Below are 23,203 nucleotides of genomic sequence, written 5' to 3' on the forward strand. Positions count from 1 at the left end.
TCGCAGCCCTGGCTTTGCTGTTCGTTGTAGGTGGTTGGAGCGGGCGGGTCGCGGCGCAGGACGCGGCCCGGCCCACCGGCGACTACGTGCTCGCGCAACTCGACGCGGCAAGACAGGCCCTCGCGCAGCGAACGCAGGCGCATCCGGATACAGCGTTGACCGCTGTCGGGCAGCAGCTTGCGCAGATCGGCGATGCGTTGCGCCAGCAATTGGGCAGCTCGACGGCACAGCCCATCGAAATCCTTGGCGACAAGATCAAGGGCGCGGCCTTGCGTGCGAACGCCGCAGCGCAGCGCACGCAAGCCTACCTGAAGGCTTCGGCCGCCTGTCGCGGTAGCGATGCGCAAGCGCTGGCGACATCGCTCGCGCTGGCAGTCGATCAACTCGCCAAGGCGGCGCCTACCGACAAGCCGGTGCCACCGGTGATCGATGCGGTGGAGACGCCAGACCAGCAGCCCTTGTTCGTGATCCATCCTTCCAGCCAGCCATTGGCCTTCGTCGTACTCGGTGCGAACCTGCTGGATGCGCAGTGCGCCAACCCGCAGTTGAGCCTGACCGACGTGCAGGGCAAGCCCACCGATGTGCAGCCTGCCATTACCAGCATCACGCCGCAGCGCATCGCGCTCACGCTGGCCAGCACCGCCAGCTTGAAACCAGGTGGCTACGTGCTGCATGTGGTGCCCCAGCGCAAGGCGTTCCTCGTGGGTTGCACCAGGCAACCTGAAGCGGTGGCGACGCTGCAGGCGGCGTCGCCCTTGCAGGTGAATATCGAATACACGCTCGCGGCGACTTGCCGCGGGCAGGGCCTGCTCACGCTGGGGCACGGCAGCTTGCCGACCATCACGCGTCGCGACGCAACCGTGTCGCAAGCGGTCAATGTGGCGTCCTGTGCGAATCCGGACAGCTATACGGTCAGCGCGACCGTGCATTTCGGCGACGGCGACCAAACCGCGGTAGGGCCGATCACGCAGTCGGCCGACGCGAGCATTACGGCGGGCTTGCCGGGAGGCATGACGCTCAGCTGGGATCCGAACGTCCACATGCTGTTCGTGCGCAGCGGCGCGCCGGTTTGCCTCGGCGTGGATTGATCGTCCTTCGCTTGGTCGACGCCGGACCCAGGCGTTGTGGAGCGTGCGGCCTTCCAGCGCGTTATGTGGCGATGGACCAGCGCGAGTTCGCTCCCTTTGCCCTTGCCTTCGCCCCGCATGACCATGCAGTTTGATACGCATTGCCGAGTGGCGTTCGCTGCCACGGTTGGCATCGCCAGAGACACGTGCGGCATGAAGCAGCCGCACCACATCGGACAGGCGACGCCGCAGTCGGCTTAGCGGGGAGAATGCTCGGTAAGCCGCAGTGCCTCCGTCCCGCCCGGCAGCGTTATTCCTCGCTGGCGCCGGAGATGACCTGGAATTCCGACAGGCCGCCGGGCGCCAGATCCTTCATCAGTTCGACGAAGTCCATGCCGACCAGCCGCTGCGCGCGGCGCAGGATGAGCGGGATCGGGCTGGAGGGTTCGCGGCGCGCGTAGTACTCGCAGATCTCGTCCAGCTTCTTGATGACGTCCTGCGGCGTCTCGATGCGGCCGCCACCGCCGCCGCCACCTGCAGAGGTCGAAGCGCCGGTCGAGGCGCCGTCGCCATCCCCGTCGCCCGCTGCCTCGGACTCGCCGGACGGCGCGCGCTTGGCCATTTCGGCGTCGAGGAATTTCTTGAGTTCGAAGATCTCGCTGAGCAGCGGCTTGAGATCCGGGCCGGCGGTACCGATCCGTTCGTTGAATGCGTTGTCGATGGCGCGCGCGTGTTCCATCGCCGCCACCGTCGCCTGGGCGGCGCCGCTCAGTTGTTCCTCGGCGCAGTCGAGGCAACAGGCCTCGATGTCCGTCATGCTCGGCAGACTGGACTCGTCTTCCGCCGAGGTTTTCAGCGTGCCGTTGGCGATGCGCAAGTCGCGCAGCGAGAATCGCCCCAGTCGCGGAGACTGCACAAACGGAGTGCCGCGGAAATAGCCGAGCACGCCTTGCATGTCAGCGAGCGGAACCACCGCATTGACGCGTGCAGTCGGGTCGTTGTCGTCCTCGGCATCCAGCTGCGGATGCACGGTGTCCCACTGGTTTTCCAGCAGGCCACGAATCAGTGCCAACCCGTCGGCCCAGCCCGCGAGGCCATGCATGCGAGTCCAAGCTGCGGTGAGGTGCATGGCGACGCGCAGGTCTTTGCTGCGGCCAAACAGGGCTTCGCCCATGCTCGACACCTTCTCCCAGTCGGGTTCCTCGGCGGTTTTCACGCTGTCGCCGACGGCGCGTTCGGCCTTGGGCGTGGCCGTGCGCTCCAGGGTCTGGAATTCCGGGTCGTACTCCAGGTCGGGTCCGCTGGGTGCCTCGTCATCGAGCGGCGCAAGCAACGATTCCAGATCGCGGTATGCCATCGGTTTTCCCCCTGAGAACGGACCTCAGATGGTACATCAGGCGGCCTTTGATGCGGATCGCACGCGCGTATGCTCCCGAACCGAAAGCACGCTGCTCGCCAGCGTTCATTACCGCGGAGCAGGTGCTTGCGCGGTCAATGTACGCATACGTCAATGCCTGGAGTCCTCAGCAGAAGCGGACATACATGAAGACCTCTTCATCAGTTCTGCGAATGGGTCATTCTTGTTCCCGCAAATCGGGCAAGGCACGTGACGCCTTGCGTATGTTCAGTTGACCTGTGGCGGCAAGCGCGCGCTATTAGCAAGATCGATATTGAAAGTCGACTACGCCCAATATTGCCGAGTGGAAATGGCTGGGTCCCGTCTATTGAAATCAGCAGGCAGATCCGCCTGCGATTCGCAATATATTTCGAAGCAAAATATTGCGCCGCCGAGTGTTTCGGGTTGATGCTTAAATCATTGATTTGTAATCATATATTTGCACGGATGAACGGTGTGCCATGCGTTGCGCATGGCCTAATGGCATGTCTATACTCTGTGCCACTTAAGGGGGGGGGACGCGGTGACGGATTGTTGGTTCTATCCATGGTTCTTTCCGGCATTGATACCGCAAAGGTGATTCAGCAGCTGGCTTTCTGATCTGGATGCCTACGGACCGGAAGTGGGGAAGTTTGAATTCCAAATGCCTGATTGCTTGCGCCATTCACATGGACCCGTCAGTCGTATGAATCATCAAACAAGGAGGTTTGCACATCGCGAGCCACGCATTGACGGCAAGACACCGCAAAAGCAGTGACGCAGCGGCTTATGGTGCATCCTGGCACCATTTCAATTTTTCACGCTCCATACGTCTGGGGAGATGCCTACACTTTTCTGGAGTGTCGGGGCATGGGTTCAACCGGACTTTTCAAACACGCTAGGGGAAATGCTTGATATGAAGCGACACTTGGTTTTGAGTGCATCGATCGCGGCCACACTGGCCTGCATGTCCGGCTATTTGCATGCCGGAGAAATCTCGGATGCCGTTTTGGCGAACTTCAATACCGCGGAAGCGCCTCGGATTACACGTGTCATCGACAACCGGGTGGCGACAGCCATTCCTGGTAGTCGCGCGACGGTGCTGCAGCAAGCTCAACTTATTGGGCAGTTGGCTGATTCGGAAAGCAGAAATCACATGCAGCTCATCCTCAAGCGTAGCCCCCAGCGTGAGGCGGCGCTGAACCAGCTGCTGCAAGGTCAACAGGATCGCAAAAATACCAGTCTGTTCCATCAGTGGATTACGGCTGAGCAGTACGGCAACGAGTTTGGTGTGAACGATGCGGACATTAGCGCGGTGACTAGCTGGCTCACGTCCCAGGGCTTCACCGTCAATGGGGTCTACCCGAACAAGATGCAGATCGATTTCAGTGGCAATGTCGGGCAGATCCGCAATGCATTCCGCACGCAGGAGGCGCGCTATGCGATCAACGGCGAAACGGTTGTAGCCAACTCGGGCCCAGCCAGTGTGCCGGTGGCGTTGACGGATGTGGTGGCTGGCGTGGCCGGCCTGACCGATATCCACCCGAAGCCCGAGCATGTGCCGATGCAGGTTGCGAAATGGAACGCGGCAACGCAGTCGTACAAGACAGTGCCAACCTCTGGAGCGAGCAACGGTATGGCTAGCGCTGAGGCGATTCCCGCCAGCGGCGGCTCGAGATTCTTATCGCCGAACGACATGGGCACGATGTACAACATCGCGCCTCTGCTTAATGCGGGAATCACCGGCAAAGGCGTTTACGTGGCTGTGGTCGAAGATCACGACATGGTGCCCCAGGACTGGCTGGATTTTGTGCATGAGTTCGGTTTGACCAGTTACGGACCTACCTTTGGACAGATCCATCCGGCGGCACCGAGTGCCAGCTTTACCAATTGCATCGACCCGGATCTGTCTTCAGGTACTACGGAGGATGACGGCGAAACTCTGCTGGATGCCGAGTGGGTGACGGCGATGGCCCCTGGTGCGCATGTGTGGGTGGCGACCTGCGATGATTCCGGTACGAGCAATGCTTTCGGTGGTGTGTTCACCGCTGCAGACAATCTCATTAACAGCAAGGCACCGCCGCCGATCATCAGTGCCAGCTATGGCTTCGATGAGGCCGAAGTGGATAGCGCGAGCAAGACGGCTATCGATGCGATGTGGCAGCAAGCCGCTGCCGAAGGCATTTCGGTATTCGTGTCCGCTGGTGATTCCGGTGTGAACGCTGGCTATAACGGCTCGTCGTACATCATGACAGCAATCAGCCCCAACGCAGTGGCTACCTCGCCATACGTAACGGCAGTGGGTGGTACCGATACGGCTGACGTACTGGACGGCACCACCAGCACCTACTTCAACTCCACCCCGAACCGCTGGGGTGGTTCGGCCAAGGGATATGTGCCGGAAATTCCATGGAACGAATCTTGCGGCAACGACGTTGCGGCAATCGATCTGGACAACGGCGCGACTGGTCTTAAATTCTGTCAGGATGAGTACACGGCACAAGGACGCTTTGGGAACCTGACCGCCGAAGGTTCCAGTGGCGGCCCGTCTGCGATCGACGCCAAGCCCTCGTGGCAGTCATTGGTCTATGGCGCGTCGAGTGATGGCATGCGTGATATCCCGGACGTAGCCCTGTTCGGCGGCAGTTATGGTGGCGTCACTTGGGCGGCTGTCTGTCAGAGCGGCCAGTACAGTTGTGCCAACGGTTACATTGGCGGATCGGCTGGTACTTCCCTGTCTTCACCGATGTTCGCCGCGCTTCAAGCATTGGTCGATCAAGCCTCGGGTACGGCGCAGCATCCGGTGCAGCCGCAGGGTGTGGCCGCCGCCACGCTATATGCGTTGGCGGCGCAGGAATACGGCTCGCCCACCAGCGAAAATACCGCCAGTGTGACGTCCTGCAATGCTGACCACGGATCGAACAACGATGGTTGCGTGTTCCACAACGTCACGCGAGGCGGCATTGCCACCAACTGCACTTACGGTGCGGGTACCTGCTACGCGTACGACGGTACGTTCGGTCTGGAGTCATTGAATGCCACGACTTACCAGGAGGCCTATCCGGCGCAGCCAGGCTGGAGCTTCGCTTCGGGTCTGGGCTCGGTGAATGCGACGAACCTGGTCAATGCGTGGAAGGCCTTCTACCAGTGAAGCAAATCACCTGATTTTCCAGTCCAAGGACATCCCGGTTGCCGGGATGTCCGATTGTCCTCGAAAAGATCCACCGTCCGTAGCCTTGTTTACTTGGAGGCATGTTCCAAAAGCCAGCGAATCCGCCCGAACTTGATCCGGGCCCAGGTTACTTGGATAGTGTCTTTGCGCCCGCCTTTTGTCACTTTGGGAAGAGCGCGAGCAGGCTCTCAGAAACAAAAAGGCCACGCTGTTTGCAGCGTGGCCTTTTTGTTTCTGACGCCCCCGGCCTTATGCCAGGTCGCTAATTAGTGGTGGGCGGTACAAGGATCGAACTTGTGACACCTGCCGTGTGAAGGCAGTGCTCTACCGCTGAGCTAACCGCCCGCCGTAAGCGCGCAAATATACGGGGTGAGGGGTGCAAGGTCAACCATTGCGAAGCTGTCGCGTAAAATGCCGGACCTCCCCGCCGACCGGATCAGCGCCATGCCACACGACCTTTCCCACGCCCTGCAGGCGCTGCAGCAGTTCCAGCTGACGCCGTGGAAGGTAGTCGGCCTGCTGGGCTCAGTGATGTTTACCAGCCGCTGGTTCGTGCAGCTCTACTACACGCGCAAGCTGAAGCGGGTGGTGATGCCGTTGTCGTTCTGGTGGCTGTCGGTGCTGGGGAGCGCCTTGCTGCTGGCTTACTTCACCATCGGCAAGAACGACTCGGTGGGCATCATCTCGAATTTCTTCCCCGCCTTCGTCTCGGTCTACAACCTCGCGGTGCACCTGCGCCACCACAAGAACAATCTGACCGGCGACGCCACCCCCTGAAGCCGGGTCATTCCGGGTCGTAGTCGAGGTTGGGCGCAAGCCAGCGCTCGGCCTCCTCGCGCGTCCAGCCCTTGCGCTTCGCGTAATCCTCCACCTGTTCGCGGGTGAGGCGACCGACCACGAAGTACTGGCTGTCCGGGTGCGAGAAGTACCAGCCGGAGACGGCGGCAGCCGGGTACATCGAGAAGCCTTCGGTGAGCTCGATGCCGGCGTTGCTGGTGGCGTCGAGCAGTTGGAACAGGATGGTTTTCTCGGTGTGGTCGGGGCAGGCGGGGTAGCCGGGGGCAGGGCGGATGCCTTTGTACTGCTCGGCGATCAGGGCGTCGTTGTCGAGATGCTCGTCGGCGGCGTAGCCCCAGAACTCGCGGCGCACGCGCTCGTGCATGCGCTCGGCGAAGGCCTCGGCGAGGCGGTCGGCGAGCGCCTTGAGGGTGATCGCGGAGTAGTCGTCGTGTTCGGCATGGAAACGCGCGAGGTGCGGCTCGATGCCTAGGCCGGCGGTGACGGCGAAGCCGCCGATCCAGTCGGACTTGCCGTATTCCTTCGGCGCGATGAAATCGGACAGGCAGAAGTCGGGGCGCTCGACGGGCTTGTCGGCTTGCTGGCGAAGGTGGTGGAGAGCGACGGCGGGCTCCATATCGACCAGTTCGATGTCGTCGCCCACGGCGGCGGCCGGCCAGAAGCCGATCACGCCACGGGCAGTGAGCCACTTCTCGGCGATCAGCTTGTCCAGCATCGCCTGTGCATCGCGGAACAGTTCGCTGGCCTGCTGGCCGACGACCTCGTCGGTGAGGATGGCGGGATAGTGGCCGGCCAGTTCCCATGCGTTGAAGAACGGGCTCCAGTCGATGTACTTGCGCAGTTCGGCGAGGTCGTAGTCGTCGAACACGGTGAGGCCGGGTTGCTTCGGCTGCGGCGGCGTGTAGTTCGCCCAATCGCAGGCGAAGCGCTGCGCGCGCGCCTTGTCCAGCGGCACCAGTTGCTTGCCGGGACCGCGGTTGCGGTGGCGTTCGCGCACTTCGGCGTATTCGGCGCGGATTTTCGCCATGAAGTCGCCGACGAGGTCCTTGCTGACCAGCGACTGCGCCACGCCCACCGCGCGCGAGGCGTCCTTCACCCATACGCAGGGCGACTTGTAGTGCGGTTCGATCTTCAGCGCGGTGTGCGCGCGCGAGGTGGTGGCGCCACCGATCAGCAGCGGGATATGGAAGTCCTGCCGCTGCATCTCGCGCGCCACGTGGCTCATCTCTTCCAGCGAAGGCGTGATGAGGCCGGACAGGCCGATCATGTCGGCGTTCTCGGCGATGGCGGTGTCGAGGATCTTCTGAGTGGGCACCATCACGCCCAGGTCGATCACGTCGAAGTTGTTGCAGCGGAGCACCACGCCGACGATGTTCTTGCCGATGTCGTGCACGTCGCCCTTGACCGTGGCCATCACGATCTTGCCGTTGCTCTTGCCGACGTCGCCGGTGCGCGCCTTTTCCTCCTCGATGTAGGGCAGCAGGTAGGCAACCGCCTTCTTCATCACGCGAGCGGACTTCACCACCTGCGGCAGGAACATCTTGCCGGCGCCGAACAGGTCGCCGACCACGTTCATGCCGTCCATCAGCGGGCCTTCGATCACGTCGAGCGGACGTGTGACTTGCTGGCGCGCCTCTTCGGTGTCCTCGACCACGTACTGGTCGATACCATGCACCAGCGCGTGGCTGAGGCGGGCGCGTACGTCCTTCTCGCGCCAAGCCAGCGTCTCGACGGCGGCTTCGCCCTTCTTTTTCTTGTAGTTGTCGGCGATCTCCAGCAGCCGCTCGGTGGCGTCGGCGCGGCGATTCAGCACCACGTCCTCGACGCGTTCGCGCAGCACCGGGTCGAGGTCGTCGTAGATCGCCAGCGCGCCGGCGTTGACGATGCCCATGTCCATGCCGGCCTTGATGGCGTGGTACAGGAACACCGAATGGATCGCTTCGCGCACGGTATCGTTGCCGCGGAACGAAAACGACACGTTGGAGACACCGCCGGAGATGTGGCAGTCGGGGAAGCGCCGCTTCAGTTCGCGGGTGGCCTCGATGAAATCCACCGCGTAGTTGTCGTGCTCTTCGATGCCGGTGGCGATCGCGAAGATGTTGGGGTCGAAGATGATGTCTTCGGGCGGGAAGTCGAGTTCTCGCGTCAGCAGTTCGTGGGCGCGCGAACAGATTTCCACCTTGCGCGCGCAGGTATCGGCCTGGCCTTGCTCGTCGAATGCCATCACCACCGCGGCGGCGCCGTATTGCTGCACCTTGCGAGCGTGTTCGAGGAAGGCCGATTCGCCTTCCTTCATCGAGATCGAGTTGACGATACCCTTGCCCTGCAGGCAACGCAGGCCGGCTTCGATCACGCTCCACTTCGAGGAGTCCACCATCACCGGGACGCGGGCGATATCCGGTTCGGCGGCGATCAGGTTGAGGAAGCGCACCATTGCCGCCTCGGAATCGATCAGGCCCTCGTCCATGTTGACGTCGACGATCTGCGCGCCGTTCGCCACCTGCTGGCGCGCCACATCGACGGCTTCTTCGTAACGGTCCTCCTTGATCAGCTTGCGGAACTGCGCGGAACCGGTGACGTTGGTGCGCTCGCCCACATTGACGAAGAGCAGGTCCGGGGTGATGACCAGCGGTTCGAGGCCGGAGAGTCGGGTATGGCGGGGCATCAGGCGGCTTCCTGCTTTTCGCTGGGCAGCGCGCGCGGCGCATATTCGCGCACGGCTTCCGCGATGGCCTTGATGTGCGCCGGCGTGGTGCCGCAGCAGCCGCCGACGAGGTTGAGCAGCCCGTCGCGGGCGAAGCTGCGGATCACACTGGCCATCTGTTCGGGCGTTTCGTCGTATTCGGCGAAGGCGTTCGGCAGGCCGGCATTGGGATGCGTGCTGACGCAACATTCGGCAATGTCGGCCAGCGTCTGGATATGCGGGCGCAGGTCGGCGGCGCCGAGCGCGCAGTTCAGGCCGACGGACAACGGCCGCGCATGGCTCACGGAATACCAGAACGCCTCGGCGGTCTGTCCGGAGAGCGTGCGTCCGGAGCGGTCGGTGATGGTGCCGGAGATCATCAGCGGCACGCGCGCGCCGTGCTCGCGGAACAGTTCGGAGAGCGCGTACAGCGCGGCCTTGGCGTTCAAGGTGTCGAAGATGGTTTCCACCATCACGATGTCGGCGCCGCCGTCGATCAGGCCGGCGGCGGACTCGCGGTAGTTGGCTGCCAGTTCCTCGAAGGTGACATTGCGGAAGCCGGGGTCGTTGACGTCGGGCGACAGCGAGGCGGTGCGGCTGGTGGGGCCGAGCACGCCGATCACGAAACGCGGCTTGCCCGGCGTCAGCGCAGTGAATTTGTCGCAGGCAGCCCGCGCGAGCTTCGCGCCCGCCAGGTTCAGCTCGTGCGCGAGGTGTTCCAGGTGGTAGTCGGCCTGGCTGATGCGGGTGGAATTGAAGGTATTGGTTTCCACCAGGTCCGCGCCGGCTTCGAGGTAGGCCTCGTGCACGCCGCGGATGATGTCCGGCTGGGTCAGCGTGAGCAGGTCGTTGTTGCCCTTGAGATCGCAGCCCGGATGGTCGTGGTGATGTTCGTGCGCACTGTCGTGGCCGTGTTCGAAGCGCTCGCCGCGGAATCCGGCTTCGTCCAGCCGGTGGCCTTGCAGCATGGTGCCCATGCCGCCGTCGAGGATCAGGATCCGTTCGGCGAGCGCGGCTTCGAGCAGTGCGACGCGTTCGGGGTGCAACCAGGGCAGGGCGCTCATGGGGTGCTTCTCACTTTTTCTGCTTCTGCGCGAGCAGGCTGATGACTTCGAAATGCGGCGCCTTGCGTTCGCGGCTGATGCGGTTACAGCTGAGGACCTGCAGGCCGGCGGTGCTGGCGTGGTCGCGCAACTCCGCCTCGGTGAAACCGAGATTGCGGTGATCGAACGGTTCCACCGCGGCACGGTGGTCGTGCTTGCCCAGCGTCACCGCGAGCAGGCGTCCGCCGGGGCGCAGCAGGCGCGCGGCTTCGGCCACGGCCTGTGCCGGATGCTCGGCGTAGGTGAGCGCGTGCAGCATCAACACGAGGTCGAAGCGGCGTTCGCCCAGATCGAGCGCATGCATGTCGCCCTGATGCACTTCGACGTTGCTGTACGCATGCAGACGCTTCCGCGCCGCGTCGGCCACGCGCTCACTGAAATCCACACAGACGATGGAGTGAGCGTGCGGTGCCAGCAGCTCGGCAGTAATGCCATCGCCGGAGGCGATGTCCAGCACGTCGCCGGTGCCCAGCAACTGCAGCAGCGCGCGCGCCAGCGTTTCCCAGGTGCGGCCGGGCGAGTAATGGCGCTCCATGTCGCCGGCCACGGTGTCGGCCCAGCCTTCGGCACGGGCACGGTTGGCGAGCACTGCCGGCAGGCGGGCGGCATCCTCACGCAGCAGGGCGTCATCGATGTTTTCGCGCAGCGAGGCGATCAGCGCATGCTGATGCTCGTCGCCCTCGCCGTTGGCGCGGTAATAGGCGGAGACACCGGCGCGGCGGTCGCGCACCAGCCCGGCCTCTTTCAGTTTGGCGAGGTGGGTGGAGACGCGCGGCTGCGCCAGGTGCAGCACCGCAGCCAGTTCGGCCACGGTGAGTTCCTCGCCTTCCAGCAGGGCCAGCAGGCGCACACGGGTGGGGTCGGCCAGCAGGCGCAAGATGCTGGACGCAGTGGCCAGATCCATGCGTTATCCCTATATCGCGATAAAGAGATGCGAAGTCTGGGCCGCAGTCTGGCGTGCGTCAAGTGTGGCGGGGCGCTGTTGCCATTGTTGCGTCCGCACAAGGTTCTTCGGCCAGCCTCGCTAAAATGGCGGGCTTTCTTTCCCCATCGGAGCCCACCCATGGATTTCAGCTTCACCGAAGACCAGTTGTCGATCCAGGCCGTTGCCCGCGACTTCGCGCAGAAGCGCATCGCGCCGGTGGCGGCGGAGCTGGACGAAAAAGGGGAATTCCCGCTCGACAACATCCGCGAGATGGGCCAGCTCGGCCTGATGGGCATCGAAGTGCCGCACGAGTACGGCGGCGCAGGCATGGATCCCATTGCCTACTCGCTGGCGATGATCGAGATCGCCGCGGCCGACGCCGCCACTGCGACCATCATGTCGGTCAACAATTCGCTGTTCTGCAACGGCATCCTCAAGCATGGCACCGAGGAGCAGAAGCAGAAGTACGTGCGCGCCATCGCGCAGGGCGACGCCATCGGCGCCTACGCGCTGACCGAGCCGCAGTCCGGCTCCGACGCTTCGGCCATGCATACCCGCGCGACGAAGAACGCCGACGGCGACTGGGTGATCAACGGCAAGAAGAGCTGGATCACCTCCGGCATGGTGGCCCGCTACATCATCCTGTTCGCCATCACCACGCCGGGCATTGGTGCCAAGGGTGTATCGGCCTTCGTCATCGACACGCAACTGCCGGGTTTCCACGCGGGCAAGAGCGAGCCCAAGCTGGGCATCCGCGCCTCGGCCACCTGCGAGATCGAGTTCACCGACTACGTGTGCCCGAAGGCGAACCTGCTGGGCCAGGAGGGCAAGGGCTTCGCCATGGGCATGAGCCTGCTGGACGCCGGCCGCATCGGCATCGCCTCGCAGGCAGTGGGCATCGCCCGCGCGGCCTACGAGGCGGCGCTGCAGTGGTCGCGCGACCGCAAGGCCTTCGGTCACCCGATCGGCACGTTCCAGATGACCCAGGCGAAGATCGCCGACATGAAGTGCAAGCTCGACGCCGCCACGTTGCTGACGCTGCGTGCGGCATGGGCGAAAGCCGAGGCGGACAAGAACGGCGGCCGCTTCGGCACCGAGGCTTCGATCGCCAAGCTCACCGCCTCGGAGGCGGCAATGTGGATCGCCCACCAGGCGGTGCAGATCCACGGCGGCATGGGGTACTCGCGCGAGATGCCGCTGGAGCGCTACTTCCGCGACGCCAAGATCACCGAGATCTACGAAGGCACCAGCGAGATCCAGCGCATCGTGATCGCGCGCAATGAGACCGGCCTGCGGTAAGGGTGCGGATTCGGGATGACAAAAAGCCCCGGCTCGCGCCGGGGCTTTTTGTTGGGTGCCGTCCGTGGCGGGGTGTCGTCAGTGTCCGTGGCCGGGGTCGGAGTCGAACGACTGCATGCCCGTGCCGGTGGCGGGTTTCGGCTTGCCGTCGCCATCCATCTTGTCGCCCAGCAGGCGCCGCACCACGACGTAGAACACCGGGATCAGCAGCACGCCGAGGAAGGTGGCGAACAGCATGCCGCCGATCACGCCAGTGCCGATGGCGTGGCGCGCGTTGGCGCCGGCGCCGCTGGAGACGAACAACGGGAACACGCCGAGGATGAAGGCCAGCGAGGTCATCAGGATCGGGCGCAGTCGCAGACGGGCCGCGTCGACGGTGGCTTCGCGCAGCGTGCGGCCGGCCTTCTGCTCGGCCACTGCGAATTCCACGATCAGGATCGCGTTCTTCGCCGCCAGGCCGATCACCGTGACCAGGCCGATCTTGAAGTAGATGTCGTCGGGCAGACTGCGCAACATGGTGAACACCACCACGCCCAGCAGACCCAGCGGCACCACCAGCAGCACGGCGACCGGGATCGACCAGCTCTCGTACAGCGCGGCCAGTGCCAGGAACACGATGAAGATGGACAGCACCATCAACAGCGTGGCGGCGTTGCCGGAGAGGATTTCCTGGTAGGACTGGCCGGTCCAGTCGTTGCCGAAGCCCTTCGGCAGGTCCTGGCTGACGATCTTCTGCATCTCGTTCATCGCCTCGCCCGAGGCGTGCCCCGGCGCAGGCGAGCCGACGATTTCCACAGCGGAATAGCCGTTGTAGCGGGTCAGCGCGGGCGAACCCATGCCCCACTTCGCCTGCACCACATTGGAGAGCGGGATCATCGCCGGCGTGCCATTGGCGTTGGTCTGCGTGCTGCTGGGGATGTAGAAGTGCTGCAGCGCATCCGGACTCATGCGGTAACCCGAGTCGGCCTGCAGCATCACGCGCTTCACGCGGCCGCCGTAGGTGAAGTCGTTCACGTACACAGGCGCCAGCATCATGCTGACCGCGTTGTAGACGTCGCTGACCGACAGGCCCATCGACTGCGCCTGCACGCGGTCCACGCTCAGGTTGAGCTGTGGCGAATCCTCCAGCGAGTTCGGATGCACGCCGGTGAGCAGCGGATCCTGCGCGGCCTTGCCGAGCAGGATGTTGCGCGCCTGAGTGAGCGCGTCGCGGCCGACCCCGGCACGATCCTGCAGGAACATGTCGAAGCCGCCGAACTGGCCCAGACCCTGGATCGTGGGCAGGTTGACCACGAAGATGCGCGCGTCGCGGATTCCGAACAGCGCACGGTTGGCGCGTTGGATGAAGTCCATCGCGGTGCCCTGGCGCTGCGACCAGTCCTTCAGCTTGATGAAGGCCATGCCGGCGTTTTCGCCCGAGCCCATGAAGCTGAAGCCGGTCACCTGCAGCACGCCTTCCACCGCCGGATCCTTGTTCAGGATCGCGCGCATCTGTGCCATCACTTCGCTGGTGCGCTGCTTGGTGGCGCCCGGCGGCAACTGGATGATGGACATCGCGTAACCCTGGTCCTCTTCGGGCAGGAAGCTGCCGGGCAGGCGGGTGTACAGGAAGCCGGCGAGTACCGCGACCAGCGCGAACACCACCATCCAACGCGGGGCGTGCTTGATCGCGCCGCCGACGTGGCCGGTGTAGGTGTGCGTGGTCCAGTCGAAGAAATCGTTGAACTTGCGGAAGACGATGTTCTTCTTCTTGTGGTGCTCGGGCTGCAGGAAGCTGGCGCACAGCGCCGGCGTGAACGACAGCGCGAGGAAGGCGGAGAAGCCCATCGACACCGCGATGGTCAGCGCGAACTGCTTGTAGATGACGCCGGAGGCGCCTGGCTGCAGCGCCGAAGGCACGAACACCGCCGCCAGCACCACGGTAATCGCCACCACCGCGCCGGTGATCTGGCCCATCGCCTTGCGCGTGGCTTCCTTCGGCGGCAGGTTCTCCTCGGTCATGATGCGTTCGACGTTCTCGATCACCACGATCGCGTCGTCCACCACGATGCCGATGGCCAGCACCATGCCGAACAGGGTCAGCTGGTTGATGGTGAAGCCCAGCACCAGCATGCCGAGGAAGGTGCCCAGCAGGGCCACCGGGATCACCAGGGTGGGGATGATGGTGGCGCGCACGTTCTGCAGGAACAGCAGCATCACCAGGAACACCAGGATGATCGCCTCGACCAGCGTGTGCACCACCTCGTCGATGGAGATGTGCACGAAGGCGGTGCTGTCGTAGGGACTGAACCAGCTCACGCCCTGCGGGAAGCTCGGGGCCAGCTCGTCCATCTTTGCGCGCACCGCGGTAGCCACGTCCAGTGCGTTGGCGCCGGGCAGCAGCATGATCGCGAACGCGGCGATGGGCTTGCCGTCCCAGGTGGTGTCGAAGCCGTAGCTGCTGGGACCGAAGCTGGTCTTCGCCACGTCGCCCAGCTTGACCACGGTGCCGTCGGCGTTCGCGCGCAGGATGATGTCCGCGAACTGCTCGGGCGTGGTGAAGCGGCCCTCGGCGGACACGGTGGCGGTGAGGCCCTGGCCAGGCAGGGCCGGGTCGGCGCCGATCGAGCCGGCGGCGAACTGCACGTTCTGCGCGGAAATCGCGCTGTATACCTGCGCGGCGGACAGGTTGTAGCCCTGCAGCTTGTCCGGATTCAGCCAGATCCGCATCGCGTATTCGGAGCCGAACTGGGTCGTGCTGCCCACGCCGGGCACGCGCGAGACCTGGTCCAGCACCTGCGAGGCCACGATGTCGCTGAGGTGGTCGCGGTTGATGTTCGGGTTGTCCGACTTCAGCGCCACCACCATCAGGAAGCCGGCATTGGCCTTGGCCACCACCACGCCTTCCTGGGTCACTTCGCTGGGCAGGCGCGCCGTGGCCAGCGACACCTTGTTTTGCACCTGCACCTGGGCGATGTCCGGGTTGGTGCCCGTCTCGAAGGTGAGCGTGATCTGCGAGCTGCCGGTGGCGCTGGAGGAGGAGTTGAAGTACAGCAGGTGGTCGATGCCGGTGAGCTGCTGCTCGATCACCTGGGTGACGGTTTTCTCGGTGGTGTCCGCACTGGCGCCGGGGTAGGTGGCATTCACCACGACCTGCGGCGGCGCGATGTTCGGGTACGACTCCACGCCCAGGTTGAGGATGGCCAGCACCCCGCCCAGGGAGATCAGGATGGCCACCACCCAGGCGAAGATCGGGCGGTCGATGAAGAAACTCGGCATGGTCCTACTCCATCACTTGCCGGCTGCCGGGGCGGAACCGCCCGTTGCCGGTTGCGGCTGCCACGGCGAAGCCTTGGCCGGCGCACCGTCGTGCACGTTCTGCACGCCGGACACCACCACCTGGTCGCCGGCCGCGAGGCCGCTGGTGACCACCCAGTTGCTGCCGCTCATGCCGCTGGTGGCGACGTCGTGACGCTTGACGTTGCCGTCGCTGCCCACCACGAACACGTAGGCACCGGCGGTATCGCGCAGCACGGCGGTCTGCGGCACCAGGAACACCTGATGCTGCACGCCCAGCTTCGCCTTCAGCGTCACGTACATGCCGGGCAGCAGGTTGTGCTTGGGATTGGGGATCTGCGCGCGCAGGTTCATCGCGCCGGTGGACGGATCCACCGTGGCCGCGGTGAAGTCCAGCACGCCCGGCTCGGCATAGGTGCTGCCGTCCGGCAGGGTCACCTGCACGGTGGCCTGGTTCTGCTGGGCGAGGGTGACGCCACCGCCGGTCTGCGCCTGGCGCAGCTGCTCCATCTCGGCCACGCTCATGGTGAAGTTCACATACAGCGGATCGACCTGGTCCACCGTGGTGAGCAAGGTCGCGCTGGCGCCGGTGTCGGCGGTGCCGTTGCCTACGATGGCGCCCTCGGTGACCTGCTGCTGGCCGGAGCGGCCATCGATGGGCGACACCACCTTGGTGTAGCCGAGGTTGATGCGGGCGGTTTCCACGGCGGCCTGCGCCTGCTGCACGGCGGCGGCGGCGCTGCGCTCGCTGGCTTCGTCGGCGTCCAGCTGGGCGCGCGCGATGTAGCCCTGCGGAATGAGCTGGCGGTCGCGGTCAGCCACCACGTGCGCATTGGTGTAGGTGGCCTTGGCCGACGCGAGGTTGGCGATGCTGGAATTCAGCGCCGCCTGGTAGGGCGCAGGGTCGATCTGGAACATCAGGTCGCCCTTCTTCACGTCGGAACCTTCGACGTAGACGCGCTTCAGCAGCACGCCGGACACGCGCGCACGCACGTCAGCACTGCGGAAAGACGACAGTCGGCCAACCAGATCCTTGGTCAACGGCTCGTTCTGCGGTTGCGCGGTAATCACGCCTACCTGCGGCGGCGGCATTTGCGGCGGGCCTTGTTCCTTCTTGCCGCAGGCGGTCAGGGCCAGCAGGCCGAGGCACAACGCGGGGGCGCGCAGGGACGGGGATTTCATGGGGACTCCGAAGCGTGCTGATCGTTATCGAATGACGAGCGCTTCACGCGCTCCGAAGGGGACGGGCGCGGGTTCGCGGGTCGCTACTATACCGCACGGTTCACAATTTATTGAAGGGTTTGTGAAACGTTTTCAGACCGCCGCTTCGAACGAGGGCGGGGATGCGAAGCCGCGTCTTCGTCATGCGCTGCAACGGTGCACCTGCCGGGGGTGCCCGAGCCCGTCGCGTACGCCTGCATCGCGGTTTCGACGATGCGTCTGCGTATAGACATCCGACATGAACGAAGCACCATCAATGACGCTATGCACAAGGCATAACGATGGATTGAAGCGTATCCTTTTGGGGCTTTATCGCGTCACTTTCGTCCCCACTACACAGTAGATGCCATGAATGCCATTCGTGCCGACCATGCAGTGCCGTTTCAGTCCGCCGTGCTCGAGGCGCTGAAGCAAACCGGATTCCCCGCCCAGCGCCTTGATGAGGCGCAATTTTTTATCGGAGCCTTCTTCGCGCGGATCAGCGAGGGTGATTGCGGACTGCATACGCCGGCACAGTGGGCCGCCGTGGTGAGCGGCCTGCTGGACTTCATGCAACAGCGCGCGCCTGGCCGCGCCGCCGTGCGCGTGGTGAACCCCGAGGCCGGTCACGGCCAGTTGCAGATCGTGACCAACGACATGCCGTTCCTGATCGACACCGTGAGCATGGTGGTGTCGACGCGTTCGCAGATCCACGCCGTGGTCCACCCGGTGCTGCAGGTGCGGCGCGATGACAGCGGCAGACTGCAGGAGCTGGGCGGCGAGCACGGCGTCGCCGAGTCGGTGATGCATTTCGAGATCGACCGCGTGGCCGATGCCGCCGAACAGGCACAGCTGGTCGCACAGGTCGAATCTGCACTGGACGACGTGCGCGCGGCCGTGGGCGACTGGGCGGCGATGCGCGACAAGGCGCTGGCCATCGCCGATGAACTGCCGCAGCGCAAGCCCGCGCTCGATGCGGCCTCGGCACGCGAGGCCGGTGAGTTCCTGCGCTGGATTGCCGCCGACAACTTCACGTTCTTCGGCTACCGAGAGTACGAAGTGACCGACGCCGACGGCGACCGCGTGCTGCGTGCCATCGAAGGTTCGGGGCTGGGCATCCTGCGCAAGAGCGAGCAGTCGCTGGCGCCGCGTTCGCTCAAGACGCTGGCGGCCAGCGAGTTGCCGCAATCCGGCTCAATGGATGCGATCATCCTCACCAAGACCAACGCGCGCTCGCGCATGCACCGTCCCGGCTACATGGACTACATCGGCGTGTTGCGTTTCGGCGCCGACGGCCGCGCGGTGGTGGAGCAGCGTTTCCTTGGTCTGTTCACCTCCAGTGCCGGCATGGCGCGCCCGCAGGATGTGCCGCTGGTGCGGCACAAGGTGGAAGCGGTGCTGGCGCGCTCGGGTCTGAAGCGCGATTCCTATTCCGGCAAGTCGTTGCGCCACACGCTGGAGACATTGCCGCGCGAAGAGCTCCTGCAGAGCAGCGAGGACGAACTGTTCGCCATCGCCACCGGTATCCTCGAACTGCGGCAACGTGCGCATACGCGTCTGTTCATGCGCCGCGACCGCTACGGCCGTTTCTTCGCCTGCCAGGTGTTCGTGCCGCGCGAGCGCTTCAACACTTCGGTGCGCGAGCGCATCGAAGCGCTGCTGGGCAAAGCCCTGCACGCCGAGCAGGTCGACTCCTCGGTGCTGATGGGCGAGGACGCGCTGGCGCGCCTCTACATCGTGCTGCGCCCCAGGATCGGCGACCAGCCCGCATACGACCTGGCCGCGCTGGAACAGGGCGTGGCGGCCATCGCGCGCAACTGGCATGACGGTGTGCGCGACGCGCTGGTGAAGCAGCGCGGCGAGCACGAGGGCGTGGTGCTGGCGAACCGCTACGCACGTGCGATGCCGCCCGGTTACATCGATGACGTGAGCCCGGCGGTGGCCGCCGAGGACGTGTACCAGCTGTCGCTGCTGCAGGGTGACAACGCGCTGCGCATGTCCTTCTACCATCCGCCGAAGGCGCCGGAGGCGCTGCGCTTCAAGGTCTATCGGTCCGGCGGCGACATCGCGCTTTCCGAAGTGCTGCCGCAGCTGGAAAACCTTGGCCTGCGCGTGCTCACCGAGCACGTCTACGAGATCCAGGGCGACGGCGTACCGCTGTCGATCCAGGACTTCGAGGTGCAGCCGGTGGGCAAGCTCACCTTCAGCGTGGAGCAGGTGGGCTCGCTGTTCGAGCACGCGTTCGAGCAGATCTGGCGCGGCAACGCCGAGAACGACGGCTTCAACCGCCTCGTGCTGGGCGCCCAGCTCAGCTGGCGCCAGATCGCGATGCTGCGCGGCTACTGCAAGTACCTGCTGCAGGCCGGCAGCCCGTTCTCGCAGCCGTACATGGAAGACACGCTCAACAACTATCCGGCCATTGCCGGCCTCCTGGTGGAGCTGTTCCTCGCCAAGTTCGATCCGCGCCGCGAATCGCTGTCGGACGACGAGCGCAAGGTCGCCGCCAAGTTGCTGCACGGCGAGATGTCCGTGCTGATCCCGGCCAGTGTGCAGACCGCGAATCCTGCGCTGGTCGACGGCCTCGCCGCCGCGATGGCGCAGCCGCGCGCCGAGCAGGTCAGGACCATCGAGGCCGCGATCAACCTGCTGCTGGAGAACGTGGCCAGCCTCGACGAGGATCGCATCCTGCGCAGCTTCGTCGCGGTGATCCACGCCACGCTGCGCACCAGCTTCTTCCAGCAGTGGAACGGTGCCTACCGCGACTACATCAGCTTCAAGCTGGACTCGCACGCTGTGCCCGAGCTGCCCAAGCCGGTGCCGTACCGCGAGATCTGGGTGTGCGCGCCGCGCGTGGAAGGCATCCACCTGCGCTTCGGCCCGGTGGCGCGCGGTGGCCTGCGCTGGTCGGACCGCCGCGAGGACTTCCGCACCGAGGTGCTAGGCCTGGTGAAGGCGCAGATGGTGAAGAACACCGTGATCGTGCCGGTGGGCTCGAAGGGCGGTTTCTTCGTCAAGAAGCCGCCGGTGGGGGGCGACCGCGACGCGCAGCTGGCCGAGGGCATCGCCTGCTACAAGCTGTTCATCAACGGCCTGCTCGACATCACCGACAACCTGGTCGAAGGCAAGGTGGCGAATCCGCACGACGTGGTGCGCCACGATGCGGACGATCCGTACCTGGTGGTCGCCGCCGACAAGGGCACGGCCACGTTCTCCGACATCGCCAACGCGATCTCGATCGAGCACGGCTACTGGCTGGGCGACGCGTTCGCCTCCGGCGGTTCCAACGGCTACGACCACAAGGGCATGGGCATCACCGCCAAGGGCGCGTGGGAATCGGTGAAGCGCCACTTCCGCGCGCTGGGCCGCGACAGCCAGAGCGAAGACTTCACCTGCGTGGGCATCGGCGACATGTCCGGCGACGTATTCGGCAACGGCATGCTGCTGTCGCGCCACATCAAGCTGTTGGCCGCGTTCGACCACCGCCATGTGTTCCTCGACCCGAACCCGGATGTGGAGCGTTCCTTCGTCGAGCGCGAGCGCATGTTCAAGCTGCCGCGCTCGAGCTGGGACGATTACGACAAGTCGCTGATCTCCGCCGGGGGCGGCGTGTGGCCGCGCACGGCCAAGGCCATCCCGGTGTCGCCGGAAGTGCGCGCGGCGCTGGGCCTCAAGGCCGACGTCACGCAGATGGCGCCGAACGATCTGCTCAACGCCATCCTCAAGGCGCCGGTGGACCTGCTGTGGAACGGCGGCATCGGTACCTACGTCAAGGCCAGCAGCGAAACGCACGCCGATGCCCGCGACCGCGCCAACAACGGCCTGCGCGTGGACGGCAGCGAGCTGCGCTGCAAGATCGTGGGCGAGGGCGGCAACCTCGGCATGACCCAGAAGGGCCGCATCGAGGCGGCGCAGAAGGGCGTGCTGCTCAACACCGACTTCATCGACAACTCCGCTGGCGTGGACACCTCCGACCACGAGGTGAACATCAAGATCCTGCTCAACGACGCCGTGCAGCGCGGCGAGCTTACCGAGGCCGCGCGCAATACCCAGCTTGCCGCGATGACCGACGAAGTGGGCCAGCTGGTGCTGTGGGACAACTACCGCCAGAACCAGGCGATCACCCTGATGGAGCACCAGTCGGCCAAGCGTCTCGGTTCGATGGCGCACTTCATCCGCACGTTGGAAGCCGAGGGCTCGCTGGATCGCCAGGTGGAGAACCTGCCCGGCGAGGCCGAGCTGACCGAGCGCAAGACGCGCGGCCAGGGCATGACGCGTCCGGAACTGTCGGTGCTGCTTTCCTACGACAAGATCCGCCTGTACCAGCAGCTGCTCGACTCCGACGTGCCGGAGGACCCTTACCTCTCCAAGGAACTGGTGCGCTATTTCCCCGCGCCGCTGCACGAGAAGTATGCCGCGCACATGCAGCGCCATCGCCTGAAGCGCGAGATCATCGCCACCGCGGTGACCAACTCCACGATCAACCGCATGGGCGCCACCTTCATGATGCGCATGCAGGAAGACACCGGCAAAGGCCCGGCGGCGATCGCCAAGGCCTACACCGCCGCGCGCGAGATCCTGGATGCGCGCGAGCTGTGGGCCGAGATCGAGGCGCTGGACAGCAAGGTGGCCGAGGGCACCCAGGTCGACGCGGTGATGCAGATCTGGTCGCTGCTGCGCCACATGACGCGCTGGCTGCTCAACCGTCCCGGCGGCACGCTGGAAATCGCCGCCAACGTCGAACGCTACCAGGCTGGCGTGAGCGCTTTGCGCAAGGCCTTGCCCGCGGCGCTGACGCCGACCGGCAAGGGCGACTTCTCCTGCAGCCAGGAAAAGTGGGAAGGCCTTGGCCTGCCCGCCGAATTGGCTGTGCGCCTGGCGCGCCTGTCCGAACTGCGTGCCGCGCTGGACATGGTCGAGGTGGCGCAGCAGACCGGCCAGCCGGTCGAGAAGGTGGCCGGCGTGTTCTACGAACTGGGCGAGGCGCTCGATCTCGAGTGGCTGCGTGGCCAGATCGAGGCGCTGCCGGTGGAAGGTCACTGGCACGCGCAGGCGCGCGGTTCGCTGCTGGACGAGCTCAACCACCAGCATCGCGCGTTGGCGCAACAGGTGTTGAAGCTGGGCGGCGGCGGCAAGGATGTCTCGCCGGTGCAGGCATGGCTGCAGCGCGACGATGCCACCTTGCAGCACACCCGCGGCATGCTGGCCGAGATCCTTACCCAGAACGCCGACTATCCGATCGCCTCGGTAGCGGTACGTCGCCTGGCGCAGTTGGCGCAAGTTCCGGTGTGATGCGCTTCCTCCCTCTCCCTTTTGGGGAGAGGGTTGGGGTGAGGGGACGCTCTTGCGAAAACCTTCATGCGGCATACGAAGCCCCGCCTCGTGCGGGGCTTCGCTTTTTTCATCGTGCCATCGCGCCCATGCGTTAAGCTCCGGCGCATTCCCATGGAGCCCTTGCACCCATGCGTTTCGCCTTCGTCGCCAGTGACACCAGCGTTGCCCAGCAGGCGCGGCGCAAACTCGTGGAGCGTTATGGCGACGTGCCCGTCGAGGCAGCCGAGTTGATCGTGGCGCTGGGCGGCGACGGTTTCATGCTGCGCACCCTGCACGCCCATCTCGTGCTGGGCGTGCCGGTGTACGGCATGAAGCTCGGCCGCGTCGGCTTCCTGATGAACAAGCATCGCCTCGACGAACTGCCCGAGCGCGTGGCGCGCGCGCATGCCGCGGAATTGTTCCCGCTGGAAATGCAGGCGGTCGACGCCGCCGGCCAGGAGCACTTGGCATTGGCCTTCAACGAGGTCTCGCTGTTGCGCCAGAGCAACCAGGCCGCACACCTGGAAGTGAAGCTCAATGACACGGTGAAGCTGCCCAACCTGATCTGCGACGGCGTGATGGTCGCCACGCCGGCCGGCTCCACCGCTTACAACCTCTCCGCGCATGGGCCGATCCTGCCGCTGGATGCCAACGTGCTGGCGCTGACTCCGATCAGTCCGTTCCGCCCGCGCCGCTGGCGTGGTGCCATCCTGCCGCATCGCACCGGGGTCAGCCTGCGCGTGCTCGATCCCGGCAAACGCCCGGTCAGCGCCACGGCCGACTTCCACGAAGTGCGCGACGTACGTCAGGTATCGGTGCGCCAGGCCGGAGGGCAGGGCGTGCGCCTGCTGTTCGATCCCGAGCACAACCTGGAGCAGCGCATCCTCGACGAGCAGTTCGCCGCGGATTGATCCGCTTTTCTCTTTGCTTCCCATGCGAGCAAGGTCGGACGAGAAGCGGCTTTTCGTAGGAGCGCACCCTGTGCGCGATTGCCT

The 23,203-nt window shown here is 64.9% G+C and carries 12 protein-coding genes and 1 tRNA gene; 6 read left to right on the top strand and 7 right to left on the bottom strand.

What is annotated here, in order from left to right:
* Window positions 1-14: 14 nt before the first annotated feature.
* The gene (locus ISP25_RS20280) at window positions 15-1,088 is read left to right on the top strand and encodes a hypothetical protein (protein ID WP_404616181.1); all 1,074 of its coding nucleotides are present in this window, start codon (window positions 15-17) and stop codon (window positions 1,086-1,088) included.
* Between the two features lie 289 nt (window positions 1,089-1,377).
* Here ISP25_RS20280 and tssA read toward each other — a convergent pair whose 3' ends face one another.
* A complete protein-coding gene (gene tssA, locus ISP25_RS20285; protein WP_404616182.1) occupies window positions 1,378-2,424 on the bottom strand; it encodes a type VI secretion system protein TssA in 1,047 nt (348 codons plus the stop codon).
* Window positions 2,425-3,358: 934 nt separating this feature from the next.
* On the opposite strand from tssA, the gene ISP25_RS20290 reads away from it, so the two are divergent.
* Complete coding sequence (locus ISP25_RS20290) at window positions 3,359-5,593, top strand: S53 family peptidase (protein ID WP_404616183.1); 2,235 nt, start codon at window positions 3,359-3,361, stop codon at window positions 5,591-5,593.
* 291 nt (window positions 5,594-5,884) lie between these two features.
* Here the strand turns inward: ISP25_RS20290 and ISP25_RS20295 are convergent.
* Window positions 5,885-5,959, bottom strand: a tRNA-Val gene (locus ISP25_RS20295).
* A 99-nt stretch (window positions 5,960-6,058) separates the two neighbouring features.
* Here ISP25_RS20295 and ISP25_RS20300 point away from each other — a divergent pair.
* Window positions 6,059-6,391, top strand: coding sequence for a lipid-A-disaccharide synthase N-terminal domain-containing protein (locus ISP25_RS20300; RefSeq protein WP_404616184.1), 333 nt, complete (start codon window positions 6,059-6,061; stop codon window positions 6,389-6,391).
* A 7-nt stretch (window positions 6,392-6,398) separates the two neighbouring features.
* On the opposite strand, the gene metH is transcribed toward ISP25_RS20300, so the two are convergent.
* From metH to ISP25_RS20315, 3 genes are read right to left on the bottom strand one after another with little or no spacing between them, the layout of a single operon-like run.
* On the bottom strand, window positions 6,399-9,077 hold the full coding sequence (gene metH, locus ISP25_RS20305; protein ID WP_404616185.1) for a methionine synthase: 2,679 nt from the start codon (window positions 9,075-9,077) through the stop codon (window positions 6,399-6,401).
* Window positions 9,077-10,159 (bottom strand): homocysteine S-methyltransferase family protein, encoded by a 1,083-nt coding sequence (locus ISP25_RS20310; RefSeq protein WP_404616186.1) that lies wholly within the window; start codon window positions 10,157-10,159, stop codon window positions 9,077-9,079. The genes metH and ISP25_RS20310 overlap by 1 nt, the downstream gene beginning before the upstream one ends.
* 10 nt (window positions 10,160-10,169) lie before the next feature.
* Entirely contained in the window at window positions 10,170-11,102 is a 933-nt protein-coding gene (locus ISP25_RS20315; protein WP_404616187.1) for an ArsR/SmtB family transcription factor, read from the bottom strand.
* Window positions 11,103-11,261: 159 nt separating this feature from the next.
* Between ISP25_RS20315 and ISP25_RS20320 the strand changes: the two genes are divergently transcribed.
* Complete coding sequence (locus ISP25_RS20320; protein ID WP_192160008.1) at window positions 11,262-12,422, top strand: acyl-CoA dehydrogenase family protein; 1,161 nt, start codon at window positions 11,262-11,264, stop codon at window positions 12,420-12,422.
* 78 nt (window positions 12,423-12,500) lie between these two features.
* Here the strand turns inward: ISP25_RS20320 and ISP25_RS20325 are convergent, their stop codons facing one another.
* Together ISP25_RS20325 and ISP25_RS20330 are read right to left on the bottom strand one after the other, a co-directional pair.
* Window positions 12,501-15,680 carry an efflux RND transporter permease subunit gene (locus ISP25_RS20325; protein ID WP_404616188.1) on the bottom strand — a complete coding sequence of 1,060 codons (3,180 nt, stop codon included), beginning with the start codon at window positions 15,678-15,680 and terminating at the stop codon, window positions 12,501-12,503.
* Window positions 15,681-15,692: 12 nt separating this feature from the next.
* On the bottom strand, window positions 15,693-16,880 hold the full coding sequence (locus ISP25_RS20330; protein WP_404616189.1) for an efflux RND transporter periplasmic adaptor subunit: 1,188 nt from the start codon (window positions 16,878-16,880) through the stop codon (window positions 15,693-15,695).
* Window positions 16,881-17,267: 387 nt separating this feature from the next.
* Here ISP25_RS20330 and ISP25_RS20335 point away from each other — a divergent pair, with 387 nt between their 5' ends.
* Both ISP25_RS20335 and ISP25_RS20340 read left to right on the top strand, forming a co-directional pair.
* On the top strand, window positions 17,268-22,187 hold the full coding sequence (locus tag ISP25_RS20335; protein ID WP_404616190.1) for an NAD-glutamate dehydrogenase: 4,920 nt from the start codon (window positions 17,268-17,270) through the stop codon (window positions 22,185-22,187).
* A 170-nt stretch (window positions 22,188-22,357) separates the two neighbouring features.
* On the top strand, window positions 22,358-23,119 hold the full coding sequence (locus tag ISP25_RS20340) for an NAD kinase (RefSeq protein WP_192159999.1): 762 nt from the start codon (window positions 22,358-22,360) through the stop codon (window positions 23,117-23,119).
* The last annotated feature ends 84 nt before the right edge of the window (window positions 23,120-23,203 follow it).

This window comes from Rhodanobacter hydrolyticus, from assembly GCF_044904645.1.

Bases quoted from the DNA above. Each gene is read 5' to 3' on its own strand.
- ISP25_RS20330 (WP_404616189.1), bottom strand. From the start codon at position 16,880: ATGAAATCCCCGTCCCTGCGCGCCCCCGCGTTGTGCCTCGGCCTGCTG.
- ISP25_RS20290 (WP_404616183.1), top strand. From the start codon at position 3,359: ATGAAGCGACACTTGGTTTTGAGTGCATCGATCGCGGCCACACTGGCC.
- metH (WP_404616185.1), bottom strand. From the start codon at position 9,077: ATGCCCCGCCATACCCGACTCTCCGGCCTCGAACCGCTGGTCATCACC.
- ISP25_RS20315 (WP_404616187.1), bottom strand. From the start codon at position 11,102: ATGGATCTGGCCACTGCGTCCAGCATCTTGCGCCTGCTGGCCGACCCC.
- ISP25_RS20310 (WP_404616186.1), bottom strand. From the start codon at position 10,159: ATGAGCGCCCTGCCCTGGTTGCACCCCGAACGCGTCGCACTGCTCGAA.
- ISP25_RS20325 (WP_404616188.1), bottom strand. From the start codon at position 15,680: ATGCCGAGTTTCTTCATCGACCGCCCGATCTTCGCCTGGGTGGTGGCC.
- ISP25_RS20335 (WP_404616190.1), top strand. From the start codon at position 17,268: ATGAATGCCATTCGTGCCGACCATGCAGTGCCGTTTCAGTCCGCCGTG.
- ISP25_RS20320 (WP_192160008.1), top strand. From the start codon at position 11,262: ATGGATTTCAGCTTCACCGAAGACCAGTTGTCGATCCAGGCCGTTGCC.
- ISP25_RS20300 (WP_404616184.1), top strand. From the start codon at position 6,059: ATGCCACACGACCTTTCCCACGCCCTGCAGGCGCTGCAGCAGTTCCAG.
- tssA (WP_404616182.1), bottom strand. From the start codon at position 2,424: ATGGCATACCGCGATCTGGAATCGTTGCTTGCGCCGCTCGATGACGAG.
- ISP25_RS20340 (WP_192159999.1), top strand. From the start codon at position 22,358: ATGCGTTTCGCCTTCGTCGCCAGTGACACCAGCGTTGCCCAGCAGGCG.